Origin of the sequence: Serratia sp. P2ACOL2 (assembly GCF_003691565.1) — a bacterium.
In the GTDB taxonomy this organism is placed as follows: domain Bacteria; phylum Pseudomonadota; class Gammaproteobacteria; order Enterobacterales; family Enterobacteriaceae; genus Serratia; species Serratia liquefaciens.
This window is the reverse complement of record NZ_CP033162.1, coordinates 79,070-94,366: the sequence shown is the minus strand read 5'-3', so window position 1 is coordinate 94,366 and position 15,297 is coordinate 79,070. Positions and strand designations below refer to the sequence as shown.

The 15,297-nt window shown below is 50.2% G+C and carries 10 protein-coding genes, 5 tRNA genes, 3 rRNA genes and 1 other RNA gene; 2 read left to right on the top strand and 17 right to left on the bottom strand.

Annotation, left to right across the window (positions count from 1 at the left end; genetic code table 11):
- Positions 1 to 242: 242 nt before the first annotated feature.
- The 10 genes from rplA to EBA31_RS00430 form a co-directional block, all read right to left on the bottom strand.
- Entirely contained in the window at positions 243 to 947 is a 705-nt protein-coding gene (rplA, locus tag EBA31_RS00480) for a 50S ribosomal protein L1 (protein ID WP_004953932.1), read from the bottom strand.
- A gap of 3 nt (positions 948 to 950) precedes the next feature.
- Positions 951 to 1,379, bottom strand: a complete 429-nt coding sequence (gene rplK, locus EBA31_RS00475) for a 50S ribosomal protein L11 (protein ID WP_015376316.1) — start codon at positions 1,377 to 1,379, stop codon at positions 951 to 953.
- A gap of 162 nt (positions 1,380 to 1,541) precedes the next feature.
- A complete protein-coding gene (gene nusG / locus EBA31_RS00470) occupies positions 1,542 to 2,087 on the bottom strand; it encodes a transcription termination/antitermination protein NusG (protein WP_004953928.1) in 546 nt (181 codons plus the stop codon).
- A 1-nt stretch (position 2,088) separates the two neighbouring features.
- Positions 2,089 to 2,472, bottom strand: a complete 384-nt coding sequence (gene secE / locus EBA31_RS00465) for a preprotein translocase subunit SecE (RefSeq protein ID WP_020828746.1) — start codon at positions 2,470 to 2,472, stop codon at positions 2,089 to 2,091.
- 258 nt (positions 2,473 to 2,730) lie between these two features.
- Positions 2,731 to 3,915: an elongation factor Tu gene (tuf, locus tag EBA31_RS00455; protein ID WP_020828747.1), complete on the bottom strand. Its 1,185-nt coding sequence runs from the start codon at positions 3,913 to 3,915 to the stop codon at positions 2,731 to 2,733.
- A 109-nt stretch (positions 3,916 to 4,024) separates the two neighbouring features.
- A tRNA-Thr gene (locus EBA31_RS00450) sits at positions 4,025 to 4,100 on the bottom strand.
- Positions 4,101 to 4,106: 6 nt separating this feature from the next.
- Positions 4,107 to 4,181 (bottom strand) — tRNA-Gly (locus EBA31_RS00445).
- Positions 4,182 to 4,218: 37 nt separating this feature from the next.
- A non-coding RNA gene (locus EBA31_RS00440) (RtT sRNA) lies at positions 4,219 to 4,333 on the bottom strand.
- A 46-nt stretch (positions 4,334 to 4,379) separates the two neighbouring features.
- A tRNA-Tyr gene (locus EBA31_RS00435) sits at positions 4,380 to 4,464 on the bottom strand.
- A 24-nt stretch (positions 4,465 to 4,488) separates the two neighbouring features.
- A tRNA-Thr gene (locus tag EBA31_RS00430) sits at positions 4,489 to 4,564 on the bottom strand.
- 398 nt (positions 4,565 to 4,962) lie between these two features.
- Here EBA31_RS00430 and EBA31_RS00425 point away from each other — a divergent pair.
- Together EBA31_RS00425 and coaA are read left to right on the top strand one after the other, a co-directional pair.
- The gene (locus EBA31_RS00425) at positions 4,963 to 5,511 is read left to right on the top strand and encodes an N-acetyltransferase (protein ID WP_122076610.1); all 549 of its coding nucleotides are present in this window, start codon (positions 4,963 to 4,965) and stop codon (positions 5,509 to 5,511) included.
- A gap of 220 nt (positions 5,512 to 5,731) precedes the next feature.
- On the top strand, positions 5,732 to 6,682 hold the full coding sequence (gene coaA / locus EBA31_RS00420; protein ID WP_020828749.1) for a type I pantothenate kinase: 951 nt from the start codon (positions 5,732 to 5,734) through the stop codon (positions 6,680 to 6,682).
- Between the two features lie 45 nt (positions 6,683 to 6,727).
- Here coaA and birA read toward each other — a convergent pair whose 3' ends face one another.
- The 7 genes from birA to hemG form a co-directional block, all read right to left on the bottom strand.
- Positions 6,728 to 7,690, bottom strand: a complete 963-nt coding sequence (birA, locus tag EBA31_RS00415; protein ID WP_122076607.1) for a bifunctional biotin--[acetyl-CoA-carboxylase] ligase/biotin operon repressor BirA — start codon at positions 7,688 to 7,690, stop codon at positions 6,728 to 6,730.
- A complete protein-coding gene (gene murB / locus EBA31_RS00410) occupies positions 7,687 to 8,724 on the bottom strand; it encodes a UDP-N-acetylmuramate dehydrogenase (RefSeq protein WP_122076604.1) in 1,038 nt (345 codons plus the stop codon). Before murB ends, birA begins: the two co-directional genes overlap by 4 nt.
- A gap of 447 nt (positions 8,725 to 9,171) precedes the next feature.
- Positions 9,172 to 9,287, bottom strand: a 5S ribosomal RNA gene (gene rrf, locus EBA31_RS00405).
- Between the two features lie 102 nt (positions 9,288 to 9,389).
- A 23S ribosomal RNA gene (locus EBA31_RS00400) occupies positions 9,390 to 12,297 on the bottom strand.
- A 232-nt stretch (positions 12,298 to 12,529) separates the two neighbouring features.
- Positions 12,530 to 12,605, bottom strand: a tRNA-Glu gene (locus EBA31_RS00395).
- Positions 12,606 to 12,750: 145 nt separating this feature from the next.
- A 16S ribosomal RNA gene (locus tag EBA31_RS00390) occupies positions 12,751 to 14,291 on the bottom strand.
- Together the 16S, 23S and 5S rRNA genes with 1 tRNA gene alongside form the textbook arrangement of a ribosomal RNA operon.
- 452 nt (positions 14,292 to 14,743) lie before the next feature.
- Entirely contained in the window at positions 14,744 to 15,277 is a 534-nt protein-coding gene (gene hemG, locus EBA31_RS00385) for a menaquinone-dependent protoporphyrinogen IX dehydrogenase (protein ID WP_020824857.1), read from the bottom strand.
- Positions 15,278 to 15,297 lie beyond the last annotated feature (20 nt).

The following is a 15,297-nucleotide window of genomic DNA, read 5'->3' as shown; positions in this document are numbered from 1 at the left end:
CAAACACGGTGAGCAGAATCCAGCAAAGACAATTTAAAAATTTTCTTTAGGCTCTGTCACCGTCTACGCAGGAAGGATTAAGTACCTTTCGATACACCTGCGGTCTTGGACGGAGGCCTGGATAGGCCAGGCTCCAACCGAAAAATCTTTGTTCCACTATGGCTATTGCCAATAGCAAAACCTTGGGGCATAAGATTCTAGACGAACCTTAGCCCCAAGTCAAAGCGATAATCGCAGGGCGATTAGTTCGCTACAGCAGTCAGGCCGCTTTGATCGATAGCAACGCCAGCACCCATGGTGGTGGAGAGGCTAACTTTCTTGATGTACACGCCTTTCGCCTGAGATGGTTTTGCTTTTTTCAGCGCAACCAGCAGGGCTTCCAGGTTTTCTTTCAGCTTGTCTGACTCGAAATCAACCTTACCGATAGTGGTATGGATGATGCCGTTTTTGTCGTTACGGTAACGAACCTGACCTGCTTTAGCGTTTTTCACTGCTTCAGCAACGTTCGGAGTAACGGTACCCACTTTCGGGTTTGGCATCAGGCCACGTGGACCCAGGATCTGGCCCAGTTGACCAACAACGCGCATTGCATCCGGGGAAGCAATAACAACGTCGAAGTTCATTTCGCCTTTCTTGATCAGGTCTGCCAGATCTTCCATACCTACCAGCTCTGCGCCAGCAGCTTTAGCAGCTTCAGCGTTAGGGCCCTGGGCAAATACGGCAACGCGAACAGAACGACCGGTGCCGTTTGGCAGAACGGTAGCGCCACGAACGTTTTGGTCAGATTTACGAGCGTCGATGCCGAGGTTAACAGCAACGTCAACGCTTTCTACGAATTTAGCGGTGGCCAGCTCTTTCAGCAGAGCAACAGCTTCGGTGATGTCATACTGTTTAGTAGCATCAACTTTGTCACGGATCACGCGCATGCGCTTGGTCAGCTTAGCCATTTCTTAATCCTCCACTACCAGGCCCATGGAACGAGCAGTACCTTCGATGGAGCGAGTCATCGCTTCAACGTCAGAACCAGTCATGTCCGCAGCTTTGGTTTCTGCGATTTCACGTACCTGAGCACGAGTCACTTTACCTACTTTGTCTTTGTTCGGCTTGCCAGAACCAGACTTGATACCAGCCGCTTTTTTCAGCAGAACTGCTGCTGGCGGGGTTTTGGTAACGAAAGTGAAGGAGCGATCAGAATAAACGGTAATAACAACCGGAATCGGCAGACCTTTCTCAACGCTGTCAGTCTTAGCATTGAACGCCTTACAGAATTCCATGATGTTAACGCCTTGCTGACCCAAAGCTGGACCAACTGGCGGACTTGGGTTAGCCATACCGGCTGCAACCTGCAGCTTAACGTAGGCTTGTACTTTCTTGGCCATTTACAATTCCTCGGTTTGGGTAATATCGCCTCAATAGAGGCTCCCCGTGTTTCACCCCGCTCAACTCAATGAGCAAGGCCTATAAAAACAAAAGGCGCGAAATTATAGTTCAATTTCGCGCCTCTGACAAGCGGCAAACGCCACTCGCTGCTGATTAATTGATCAGCCTTTTTCAACCTGAGCGAAGTCCAGTTCCACCGGCGTTGCACGGCCAAAGATGGAAACGGAAACTTTCAGGCGGCTCTTCTCGTAATCCACTTCTTCAACAACACCGTTGAAGTCAGCAAACGGACCATCGTTAACACGGACCAGTTCACCCGGTTCGAACAGCGTTTTAGGACGCGGCTTGTCACCCACCTGCTGCAGGCGGTTCATAATCGCATCAACTTCTTTATCGCTGATCGGTGCCGGACGGTCAGAGGTGCCGCCGATGAAACCCATTACGCGTGGAACGCTACGCACCAGGTGCCAGCTGGCATCGTTCATAACCATCTGGACCAGGACATAGCCCGGGAAGAATTTACGTTCACTTTTACGACGTTGGCCACCACGGATCTCAACAACTTCTTCCGTAGGTACCATCACTTCGCCGAACAGTTCTTCCATATCGTGCAGTTTGATGTGCTCACGCAGCGATTGCGCTACGCGACCTTCAAAACCGGAAAACGCCTGAACGACGTACCAACGTTTTTTTGGAGCTTCAGACATTTTAGAACCTCAGGCCAGTAATAAACGATACCAGACGGACCAGAATACCGTCCAGGCCCCACAGAATCAGTGACATCACGGCAGTTACCGCGGCAACGATCAACGTGGTGTGTAGCGTTTCCTGACGAGTTGGCCAGATCACCTTGCGCACTTCAGTGCGCGCTTCGCGTGCAAACGCAACGGTGGCCTTGCCTTTGGTGGTCATCAGCGCTACAGCGCCAGCAACAGCGATAACCACTACAACAGCCAGCGCACGTAATGGCAGGCTGAAATCACGGTAGTAATAGTTACCGACAATCGCTACAACCAACAGAACGGCGACGATCAGCCACTTAGCCGTTTCCAGGCCGCGCCCGCTCCCTTGAGCCTCGGTATTCGCACTCATAAACCAACCTGTCACAATGAATTCAGAACAGACAACTTTGCCTCGCACAGCAAGACAAACCAAACCGATCAAATGCCGCTCGGCAGCATTTCGGTGTTTTACGCTATGACGTATCTCAGTCAATACGGCTTTAAGAGCCCATCTCACCAATGATTATGACTGCAAAATCGCTGATGAGATAGGTTCTAGTTCACAGCGTAGAAAAAGGGCATCAAATGATGCCCTTTTACCGCGTGTCGCGTCAAACGTTATCAGCGATTAAGCGATAACTTTGGCAACAACACCAGCGCCAACGGTACGGCCGCCTTCACGGATTGCGAAACGCAGGCCGTCGTCCATCGCGATTGGGTGGATCAGGGTAACAACCATGTTCACGTTGTCACCTGGCATTACCATTTCAACGCCTTCTGGCAGTTCGATGGTACCGGTCACGTCAGTTGTACGGAAGTAGAACTGTGGACGGTAGCCTTTGAAGAATGGAGTATGACGACCACCTTCTTCTTTGCTCAGGATGTACACTTCTGAGTCGAACTTGGTGTGTGGCTTGATTGAACCTGGTTTAGCCAGTACCTGACCACGTTCGATGTCTTCACGCTTGATACCACGCAGCAGAACACCAACGTTCTCACCAGCACGGCCTTCGTCCAGCAGTTTGCGGAACATTTCAACGCCAGTACAGGTAGACTTAACGGTGTCTTTGATACCAACGATTTCAACTTCTTCGCCAACTTTAACGATACCGCGCTCAACACGACCGGTAACAACGGTACCACGACCGGAGATGGAGAAGACGTCTTCGATTGGCAGCAGGAACGGCTTGTCGATAGCACGCTCTGGTTCTGGGATGTAAGAATCCAGGTAACCAGCCAGCTCGATGATTTTAGCTTCCCACTCAGCTTCGCCTTCCAGTGCTTTCAGCGCTGAACCACGAACAACCGGCAGGTCATCACCAGGGAAGTCGTAAGCAGACAGAAGTTCACGAACTTCCATTTCTACCAGTTCCAGCAGCTCTTCATCATCAACCATGTCGCATTTGTTCATGAATACGATGATGAAAGGAACGCCAACCTGACGACCCAGCAGGATGTGCTCACGGGTCTGAGGCATTGGGCCGTCAGTCGCAGCAACAACCAGGATAGCGCCGTCCATCTGAGCAGCACCGGTGATCATGTTTTTAACGTAGTCGGCGTGCCCTGGGCAGTCAACGTGCGCGTAGTGACGAGTCGGGGTGTCATACTCAACGTGAGAAGTGTTGATGGTGATACCACGAGCTTTTTCTTCTGGCGCGTTATCGATCTGGTCGAAAGCACGTGCAGAACCGCCGTAGGTTTTAGCCAGAACGGTGGTGATTGCTGCAGTCAGGGTAGTTTTACCGTGGTCAACGTGGCCGATAGTACCGACGTTAACGTGCGGTTTTGAACGTTCAAACTTTTCTTTAGACATCGATTGTCCCTCTAAGACACGGATAAATCGGTGGTATCACCACATCAACCAAGCATTTGCTTGTTGAATCCAGAACAGAAAGAAAATCAGGGGGCGAGATAATAAGAAGTGGTGCTGATAGGCAGATTCGAACTGCCGACCTCACCCTTACCAAGGGTGCGCTCTACCAACTGAGCTATATCAGCACATCTTGGAGCGGGCAGTGGGAATCGAACCCACATCATCAGCTTGGAAGGCTGAGGTAATAGCCATTATACGATGCCCGCATCCTGGAACTCGGCTACCTGACTTTTCTGTAGAATTTTAAGGGAGGAGAAGGATTGTTTATCGCTTAACTCTCACCCTTCGAGTTGTTTGCGCTATGCGCTGTACAACTCGAACCTTGCGAAGGCTTTCGCCTTCTCCTTCTGCAAGTCAACCGTTGCGAGATTATCGCTGGCCAGTTAACTGCCTAAGGCAAGATATGGTGGTGGGGGAAGGATTCGAACCTTCGAAGTCTGTGACGGCAGATTTACAGTCTGCTCCCTTTGGCCGCTCGGGAACCCCACCAGATTTTAACTATTGTGACTTGATTGGTGCCGGCTACCGGAATCGAACTGGTGACCTACTGATTACAAGTCAGTTGCTCTACCAACTGAGCTAAGCCGGCATCAAGTGCAGCGCATTCTAGGTAGACCGGACGACCTATGCAACAAAAAAATTGCGTTAGTTGCACTTTCGCTCACAAATCACCCAATTTTGCACGGTGTCTTGCAATTTACTGCGCGTAGCGTGCAAAGATTCATCAACTGCAGGCATCATTCTCTACAATTTAATCCACTTTTTGCAAGTATTGACCCTTTCTTTCCCCGTGCCCGTTATCTCAAATCCGTAAACCCAAAACAGGAAACTGTGAGTGATATCGATGCACCAAAAAAGGGATGAGTGCCCCACGTAATGACATCAACTATCATTATTTCTCACCGCTTTCGCTGCCACAGCACCCACCACCGCTCTGGCGCAATTATTGCTTGTCTTCATTACCCCCTCACCCAGGAGGAATGACCGATGAAAATTGTCCTGATTAATGCCGCCACGCTGCCCATTTACCGAAATGAACTGGCTCGCCTGTTGACCGATGCGGTAACGCATGGGGCCTCAGTGGGCTACGACACACTGATCCCGCATGAAGACGCCGAGAGTTACTTCCACAGCTTGAGGCCTGCCTTGGCCAAAGGAGAGCTGTTGTTGTGGATTGCCAGAGACGAGCGCGGCGTCATTGGCACAGTACAACTGGAGCTGTGCCAGAAACCGAATGGACGCAACAGGGCTGAAGTACAAAAACTATTAGTCCACAGCCGGGCACGTCGTAACGGTGTCGGACAAGCCCTGATGAAAGCATTGGAACAGTCAGCACTTCAGCAACAGCGCGGCCTGCTTTATCTCGACACGCAGGCAGGTTCCGCTGCAGAGGCGCTGTATCGCTCATTGGGCTATCGCTGCCACGGAGAGTTACCCGACTATGCCGCCGCACCCGATGGCTACTATCACCCGACGGTCATTTACTACAAACGCCTGTTCGCGGTTAACCAAACCTCCCCTGCCATCGCCAGCTAGCATGAAAGCGGTATCATTTCCTAGCGATACCGCTTTGCAACGCCTCTGCCATCAACTGCGCGCCGCTTCTCACAATTGACATAAACTGCCGCCAATCGATAACTTTTGCGAAAAAAGTCTACGCCAAAAACGAAGCTGTCTATAATATGCAGCTTGTTTATTATCTGGAGTTGGCGTCCGGCGCCTTTCCCAACCTGCGTTAACAGGCAGAATTTGGCTTATGATAAAAAGAGATCAATCTTTAGCGACGCCCTATCTTCAGTTCGATCGTACCCAGTGGGCTGCGTTGCGAGATTCGGTGCCGCTGACACTGTCAGAAGAAGAGATTGTTAAACTGAAAGGGATTAACGAAGATCTCTCTTTGGAAGAGGTGGCTCAGATTTATCTGCCGCTGTCGCGGTTGCTGAACTTCTATATCAGTTCCAACCTGCGCCGTCAGGCCGTACTCGAGCAATTTCTCGGAACCGATGGACAAAAAATCCCCTACGTTATCGGCATCGCCGGCAGCGTTGCCGTAGGCAAAAGTACCACCGCACGTTTATTACAGGCATTGCTTAGCAGTTGGCCGGAACACCGTAGCGTTGAGCTGATAACCACTGATGGTTTCCTGCATCCCAATAAAGTGTTGAACGAACGCGGGCTGATGAAGAAAAAAGGTTTCCCGCAGTCTTACGATATGCACAGCCTGGTCAAGTTCGTTTCTGAAGTGAAATCCGGCGCCAAACGCGTCACTGCTCCGGTATATTCCCACTTGATTTATGATGTTGTTCCTGAAGGAAATAAAGTCATCGAGCAGCCGGATATTCTTATTTTGGAAGGGCTCAACGTTTTACAAAGCGGTATGGACTATCCTCATGATCCGCATCGCGTATTTGTTTCTGACTTTGTTGATTTCTCTATATATGTCGACGCACCGGAAGAACTTTTACAGTCCTGGTACATTAACCGGTTCCTTAAATTCCGTCAGGGAGCGTTTTCTAATCCTGATTCTTATTTCCATAACTATTCCAAGCTGCCAGAACCTGAGGCTGTTAATATAGCCACTCAGCTGTGGAATGAAATTAATGGATTGAATTTACAGGAAAATATCCTTCCAACACGCGAACGTGCGAGCCTGATTATGACCAAAAGCGCTAATCATGCAGTCGAGAGCGTTCGTTTGAGAAAGTAATTTCATTAGCGACAAGGGGCCTTAGAGCCCCTTATTAATAATAATTTACTCTGCACTACGTAGCGATATTTCCCCGCCAATGAATGGCTTAATAACACCATTTTGCTCAAGCAATAATGCCCCTTGCTGATCGATACCGCGAGCAGTGCCGAATATTTGCTGCTCACCGATTAATAGCTTAACAGGCCGGTCAATAAAGTTATCCAACGTATGCCACCGTGAAATAAAGGGAGTCAAACCCTCAATCTCAAACTGACGCAGCGATTGGCGTAGCTCATTAAGCAAAGTCGCGGCCAGCTCATTGCGATCGATATTAATCCCCGCTTCCTGCAGGTTTATCCAGCCTTGATTAATGGCATTGGCATTAGTTTCACGCATCGCCAAATTGATACCTGCACCGATGACCAGCTGTGCCGCATCACCGGTTTTCCCTGTCAATTCGACCAAGATCCCAGCCAACTTACGATCGTTAAGATATAAATCATTCGGCCATTTGACTCTGACATCCTGTGCGCCGAGGCCTTGCAACACTTCGGCCATCACTATACCAATCACCAGGCTCAGACCCATTGCGGCGGCAGGCCCCTGCTCGAGGCGCCAAAACATTGAAAGATAGAGATTGGCGCCAAATGGAGATATCCATTGGCGTCCACGTCGACCACGTCCGGCTTGCTGATACTCAGCGACACAGGCATCACCCGACTGCAGCTCAGCAATACGCTCCAATAGGTATTGGTTGGTAGAATCCACGACTGGCAGCACGGTGACACGCTTATCTGCCAATTGGCTGAGAATACGTTCGGCATCCAGCAATTGGATTGGAGCAGGCAGACTGTAGCCTTTTCCGGGTACGGTAAACACGTCCAGGCCCCACTCACGGATGGTCTGTATATGCTTGTTAATGGCTGCGCGGCTCATCCCCAGTAATTCACCAAGGTGCTCGCCTGAATGGAAACCACCATCGGCCAGTATTGCAATCAGCTTGAGGGGAACTTTGGTATCCTTCATGACAGAACCTCTATGGCATTCAACTCGCCATCCTTACCGATAAAGCGTACTTCTGGCTCTAACCAGACATCAAACTTTTTCGCTACGGTATTACGCACATGGCGTGCCAAGGTGACCACGTCCTGACTGGTGGCATTATCCACATTAACCAGAACAAGCGCCTGTTGACTATGTACCGCCGCACCGCCAATACGATAACCTTTCAGCTCACACTGATCGATCAACCAGCCAGCTGCCAGCTTCACCTGACCATCCTGCTGTGGGTAATGCGGCATACCAGGATATTCGAGCATCAGCGCAGCGGCCTTTTCACTACTGACCAACGGATTTTTGAAGAAACTACCGGCATTACCCATCACCTTAGGATCCGGCAGCTTACTACGACGCATGGCGCACACTGAATCAAAGACCTGACGTGGGGTCACCGTTTCCGGATCCAGTTTTGCCAGCTCGCCATAATTAAGCATCGGGTTCCATTGTTTGTTCAGGCGCAAGCCTACGCCAACAATGATGTGCCCCTTCTGAAAATGATGTTTGAAAATGCTTTCACGATAGCCAAACCCACAATCTGACGCTGAAATGCGATCGATGGCTCCCGTACTCAGATCCAATAGATCAACATAGTCACATACGCTTTTGAGCTCGATGCCATAGGCGCCGATATTCTGAATGGGGGCAGAGCCGACCAGGCCAGGGATCAGCGCCAAATTTTCCAGGCCAGGAATGCTGATATCCAGGGTCCGACAAACCAGGCCATGCCAATTTTCACCTGAGCTGACGTGGAGGAACCAGGCATCCTTTTCTTCTCTGATATCAATGCCTTTCAATTGATTGATCATGACCGTACCGGCAAAGTCTTCAAGAAACAGGACGTTACTTCCTTCACCGAGTACCAGCAGCGGCTCTTGGCGCTTCTGCGTTTTCTGCCAAACCTTGATCATTAATTCGATAGTGTTGGCAATGACCAGATGCGCTGCGTTGACCGGGAGCGCAAAGGTATTGTGGTTTTTTAATGACGCGCCTTCAGTAGACATAACGATAAATACCTATACGGAAATGAACCTCCACCTAGTCTACTCGATTCGGTACGTCAGACTAATATTTGTTTTCATTGATATTGCTTTTATCTGGAGATCATCCATAGATGAAATATTTCTAATTGTTTTATAAGGTAATTTCTATATAAATTAATTAGGTAATACATTAGAAATAATGGTTAAGGTGATTAATAAAAGTTTTTCTTGGTGGGAGCGCTTATTGTTGAGAGCCAAACCAATCCAATTAGGGCTGATTTACATTCATCTGAAAACAGTTATGTTTTTTAAACATTAACCATATTTATAATCGCGAATATAACTGGCAGGAATTTATTCGTAGGAAAGTGCAGATTATCGGCTAACAAGGCCCAGCCTGGCTGCGCCTTTTTCTTTCGCGCATAGCAAAAAGGCCATCCTTGCGGATGGCCTCTTGGCTTAATTGATGCCTGGCAGTGTCCTACTCTCGCATGGGGAGACCCCACACTACCATCGGCGCTACGGCGTTTCACTTCTGAGTTCGGCATGGGGTCAGGTGGGACCACCGCGCTATTGCCGCCAGGCAAATTCTGTTTCATTCCAACCGCTACTCTCGCAGCCATTGAAACCAATCTCGGAACTCGCTGAAAATCTCTACAATCTCTCTAAAACACCTTTGGTGTTGTAAGGTTAAGCCTCACGGATCATTAGTACTGGTTAGCTCAATGCATCGCTGCACTTACACACCCAGCCTATCAACGTCTTAGTCTTAAACGTTCCTTCAGGGACCTTAAAGGCCCAGGGAAGACTCATCTCGAGGCAAGTTTCGCGCTTAGATGCTTTCAGCGCTTATCTTTTCCGCACTTAGCTACCGGGCAGTGCCATTGGCATGACAACCCGAACACCAGTGGTGCGTTCACTCCGGTCCTCTCGTACTAGGAGCAACCCCTCTCAATCTTCCAACGCCCACGGCAGATAGGGACCGAACTGTCTCACGACGTTCTAAACCCAGCTCGCGTACCACTTTAAATGGCGAACAGCCATACCCTTGGGACCTACTTCAGCCCCAGGATGTGATGAGCCGACATCGAGGTGCCAAACACCGCCGTCGATATGAACTCTTGGGCGGTATCAGCCTGTTATCCCCGGAGTACCTTTTATCCGTTGAGCGATGGCCCTTCCATTCAGAACCACCGGATCACTAAGACCTACTTTCGTACCTGCTCGAGCCGTCACTCTCGCAGTCAAGCTAGCTTATGCCTTTGCACTAACCTCACGATGTCCGACCGTGATTAGCTAACCTTCGTGCTCCTCCGTTACTCTTTGGGAGGAGACCGCCCCAGTCAAACTACCCACCAGACACTGTCCTCACCCCAGATTATGGGGCCGAGTTAGAACATCAAACATTAAAGGGTGGTATTTCAAGGTTGGCTCCACGCAGACTGGCGTCCACGCTTCAAAGCCTCCCACCTATCCTACACATCAAGGCTCAATGTTCAGTGTCAAGCTATAGTAAAGGTTCACGGGGTCTTTCCGTCTTGCCGCGGGTACACTGCATCTTCACAGCGAGTTCAATTTCACTGAGTCTCGGGTGGAGACAGCCTGGCCATCATTACGCCATTCGTGCAGGTCGGAACTTACCCGACAAGGAATTTCGCTACCTTAGGACCGTTATAGTTACGGCCGCCGTTTACTGGGGCTTCGATCAAGAGCTTCGCCTTGCGGCTGACCCCATCAATTAACCTTCCAGCACCGGGCAGGCGTCACACCGTATACGTCCACTTTCGTGTTTGCACAGTGCTGTGTTTTTATTAAACAGTTGCAGCCAGCTGGTATCTGCGACTGGCTTCAGCTCCGAGAGCAAGTCTCTTCACCTACGCGCCAGCGTGCCTTCTCCCGAAGTTACGGCACCATTTTGCCTAGTTCCTTCACCCGAGTTCTCTCAAGCGCCTTGGTATTCTCTACCTGACCACCTGTGTCGGTTTGGGGTACGATTCTGTGTTACCTGATGCTTAGAGGCTTTTCCTGGAAGCTTGGCATCAACTACTTCTGCACCGTAGTGCATCGTCATCACGCCTCAGGGTTGATAAGTAACCGGATTTACCAGGTCACTCCCCCTACACGCTTAAACCGGGACAACCGTCGCCCGGCTAGCCTAGCCTTCTCCGTCCCCCCTTCGCAGTAACACCGAGTACAGGAATATTAACCTGTTTCCCATCGACTACGCCTTTCGGCCTCGCCTTAGGGGTCGACTCACCCTGCCCCGATTAACGTTGGACAGGAACCCTTGGTCTTCCGGCGAGCGGGCTTTTCACCCGCTTTATCGTTACTTATGTCAGCATTCGCACTTCTGATACCTCCAGCAACCCTCACAGGTCACCTTCAACGGCTTACAGAACGCTCCCCTACCCAACAACGCCTAAGCGTCGCTGCCGCAGCTTCGGTGCATGGTTTAGCCCCGTTACATCTTCCGCGCAGGCCGACTCGACCAGTGAGCTATTACGCTTTCTTTAAATGATGGCTGCTTCTAAGCCAACATCCTGGCTGTCTATGCCTTCCCACATCGTTTCCCACTTAACCATGACTTTGGGACCTTAGCTGGCGGTCTGGGTTGTTTCCCTCTTCACGACGGACGTTAGCACCCGCCGTGTGTCTCCCGTGATAACATTCTTCGGTATTCGGAGTTTGCATCGGTTTGGTAAGCCGGGATGGCCCCCTAGCCGAAACAGTGCTCTACCCCCGAAGATGAGTTCACGAGGCGCTACCTAAATAGCTTTCGGGGAGAACCAGCTATCTCCCGGTTTGATTGGCCTTTCACCCCCAGCCACAAGTCATCCGCTAATTTTTCAACATTAGTCGGTTCGGTCCTCCAGTTAGTGTTACCCAACCTTCAACCTGCCCATGGCTAGATCACCGGGTTTCGGGTCTATACCTTGCAACTATTCGCCCAGTTAAGACTCGGTTTCCCTACGGCTCCCCTATGCGGTTAACCTTGCTACAAAATATAAGTCGCTGACCCATTATACAAAAGGTACGCAGTCACACCACGAAGGTGCTCCCACTGCTTGTACGTACACGGTTTCAGGTTCTATTTCACTCCCCTCGCCGGGGTTCTTTTCGCCTTTCCCTCACGGTACTGGTTCACTATCGGTCAGTCAGGAGTATTTAGCCTTGGAGGATGGTCCCCCCATATTCAGACAGGATGTCACGTGTCCCGCCCTACTCATCGAACTCACAATTAATGCATTTTAGTGTACGGGACTATCACCCTTTACTGTGCGACTTTCCAGACGCTTCCACTAACACAAGAACTGATTCAGGTTCTGGGCTCCTCCCCGTTCGCTCGCCGCTACTGGGGGAATCTCGGTTGATTTCTTTTCCTCGGGGTACTTAGATGTTTCAGTTCCCCCGGTTCGCCTCATACGACTATGTATTCATCGTATGATAGTGCAACGAATTGCACTGGGTTTCCCCATTCGGGTATCGCCGGTTATTACGGTTCATATCACCTTACCGACGCTTATCGCAGATTAGCACGCCCTTCATCGCCTCTGACTGCCTAGGCATCCACCGTGTACGCTTAGTCACTTAACCTCACAACCCGAAGGTGTTTCCACTTTCGTGCTGCTACATTTGAGAGACTCTATGACAGGTTAATCCTTATCCCAATACTTCTACGGAGGGATAAGTTTCAGCTGTCATGTTTCAATTTTCAGCTTGTTCCAGATTGTTAAAGAGCAATATCTTAAACACGACTCGCAAGAGTCATCTTTAAGATGTTTTCGGTTTCAAGAACCGGTGATAATGTCTTTCACTCATTATCGGATGGCGTCCCCAAGGGGATTCGAACCCCTGTTACAGCCGTGAAAGGGCAGTGTCCTAGGCCTCTAGACGATGGGGACACGAAAATCCGATTAAACTGACTGTCTTAATCGGTTCGTATCAGCATGAGTCAGTGACTCATTACATCAACAGGTAGCGCTTTTGCTCATTACGTTTCTATCAGACAATCTGTGTGAGCACTTCACGCGAATCAATATCATTAGGTAAGGAGGTGATCCAACCGCAGGTTCCCCTACGGTTACCTTGTTACGACTTCACCCCAGTCATGAATCACAAAGTGGTAAGCGCCCTCCCGAAGGTTAAGCTACCTACTTCTTTTGCAACCCACTCCCATGGTGTGACGGGCGGTGTGTACAAGGCCCGGGAACGTATTCACCGTAGCATTCTGATCTACGATTACTAGCGATTCCGACTTCACGGAGTCGAGTTGCAGACTCCGATCCGGACTACGACGTACTTTATGAGGTCCGCTTGCTCTCGCGAGTTCGCTTCTCTTTGTATACGCCATTGTAGCACGTGTGTAGCCCTACTCGTAAGGGCCATGATGACTTGACGTCATCCCCACCTTCCTCCGGTTTATCACCGGCAGTCTCCTTTGAGTTCCCACCATTACGTGCTGGCAACAAAGGATAAGGGTTGCGCTCGTTGCGGGACTTAACCCAACATTTCACAACACGAGCTGACGACAGCCATGCAGCACCTGTCTCAGAGTTCCCGAAGGCACTAAGCTATCTCTAGCGAATTCTCTGGATGTCAAGAGTAGGTAAGGTTCTTCGCGTTGCATCGAATTAAACCACATGCTCCACCGCTTGTGCGGGCCCCCGTCAATTCATTTGAGTTTTAACCTTGCGGCCGTACTCCCCAGGCGGTCGACTTAACGCGTTAGCTCCGGAAGCCACGCCTCAAGGGCACAACCTCCAAGTCGACATCGTTTACAGCGTGGACTACCAGGGTATCTAATCCTGTTTGCTCCCCACGCTTTCGCACCTGAGCGTCAGTCTTTGTCCAGGGGGCCGCCTTCGCCACCGGTATTCCTCCAGATCTCTACGCATTTCACCGCTACACCTGGAATTCTACCCCCCTCTACAAGACTCTAGCTTGCCAGTTTCAAATGCAGTTCCCACGTTAAGCGCGGGGATTTCACATCTGACTTAACAAACCGCCTGCGTGCGCTTTACGCCCAGTAATTCCGATTAACGCTTGCACCCTCCGTATTACCGCGGCTGCTGGCACGGAGTTAGCCGGTGCTTCTTCTGCGAGTAACGTCAATGAACAGTGCTATTAACACTGAACCCTTCCTCCTCGCTGAAAGTGCTTTACAACCCGAAGGCCTTCTTCACACACGCGGCATGGCTGCATCAGGCTTGCGCCCATTGTGCAATATTCCCCACTGCTGCCTCCCGTAGGAGTCTGGACCGTGTCTCAGTTCCAGTGTGGCTGGTCATCCTCTCAGACCAGCTAGGGATCGTCGCCTAGGTGAGCCATTACCCCACCTACTAGCTAATCCCATCTGGGCACATCTGATGGCATGAGGCCCGAAGGTCCCCCACTTTGGTCCGTAGACGTTATGCGGTATTAGCTACCGTTTCCAGTAGTTATCCCCCTCCATCAGGCAGTTTCCCAGACATTACTCACCCGTCCGCCGCTCGTCACCCAGGAGCAAGCTCCCTGTGCTACCGCTCGACTTGCATGTGTTAGGCCTGCCGCCAGCGTTCAATCTGAGCCATGATCAAACTCTTCAATTAAAAGCTTGATTTGCTTCAACTCGTGAAGCGATGCTCGAAAATTAACTTTCGTAATATTCATCAGTTAAACACGTCAACTAAATGAATTATTGCTTGGTCACTCTTCAAGACTTGATATTTTTTTGAACCCGAAGGTTCTGGATATCGTCTTGTGGAGTGCCCACACAGATTGTCTGATAAATTGTTAAAGAGCAGTGAGTTAGGTTGCTAACTCGAGGTGGCGTATATTACGCTTTTCACCTGAAGAGTCAAGCTTTTTTCTTATTAAGAAACGGTGTTTTCACCGGCTTGAATCTTTCTGGCTGGGCGACTGGTTCTCGTTAGAGGAGTCGTTGTTCCCGGTCAGTGGAGGCGCATTATAGGGAGTTCTCAGAAGGCCGCAACCCCTAAATGCAAAAAACTTTTCAAGCGCGGTATTTTTCGACAAAACGCTGCACAAGCCAGCGTTTTCGTCACTTTTCATACTGAATATGGCCAAACTCCTGGGCAAAACGTTCCACTTGCTGCCAATCGGTGTATTCCACTTCTTTACTGCTGTCTGTTTCACCCCCGGTCATACGCATAATAAGTTGAATCATTACGCGATCGAGCCAGCGATAACGTGGATAACGCAGTGCGCCGGCAAACACGGCGCACTGTTTTGGCTGCCAAGGCGACGCAAGCAGGAACTTGCGGGTATAAGCATTGGTCTGCGGGGAACGTTTGTCCGCTTTACGGGCGGTCAGGTTGACGCTAAAGAATGCGCTCGGCATCCGGTTCAATTGTTCAGCATGGCGTTTGACGAACTTTCCCAATGTCGGATGGAAATGACCATAACGCACCGATGCGCCAATCAATACCTGCTGATACTGCGTGAGGTCAATATTATCCGCCTGCAGCAAATCGATCACATCGCAGCGCAGCGTATCCTGCAGTTTGTTTGCTATATAAGAGGCGATAGAACGTGTTTGCCCATCACGGCTAGAATAAAGAATCAGTGCCTTCACGGCGTTACTCCTTTTATCAA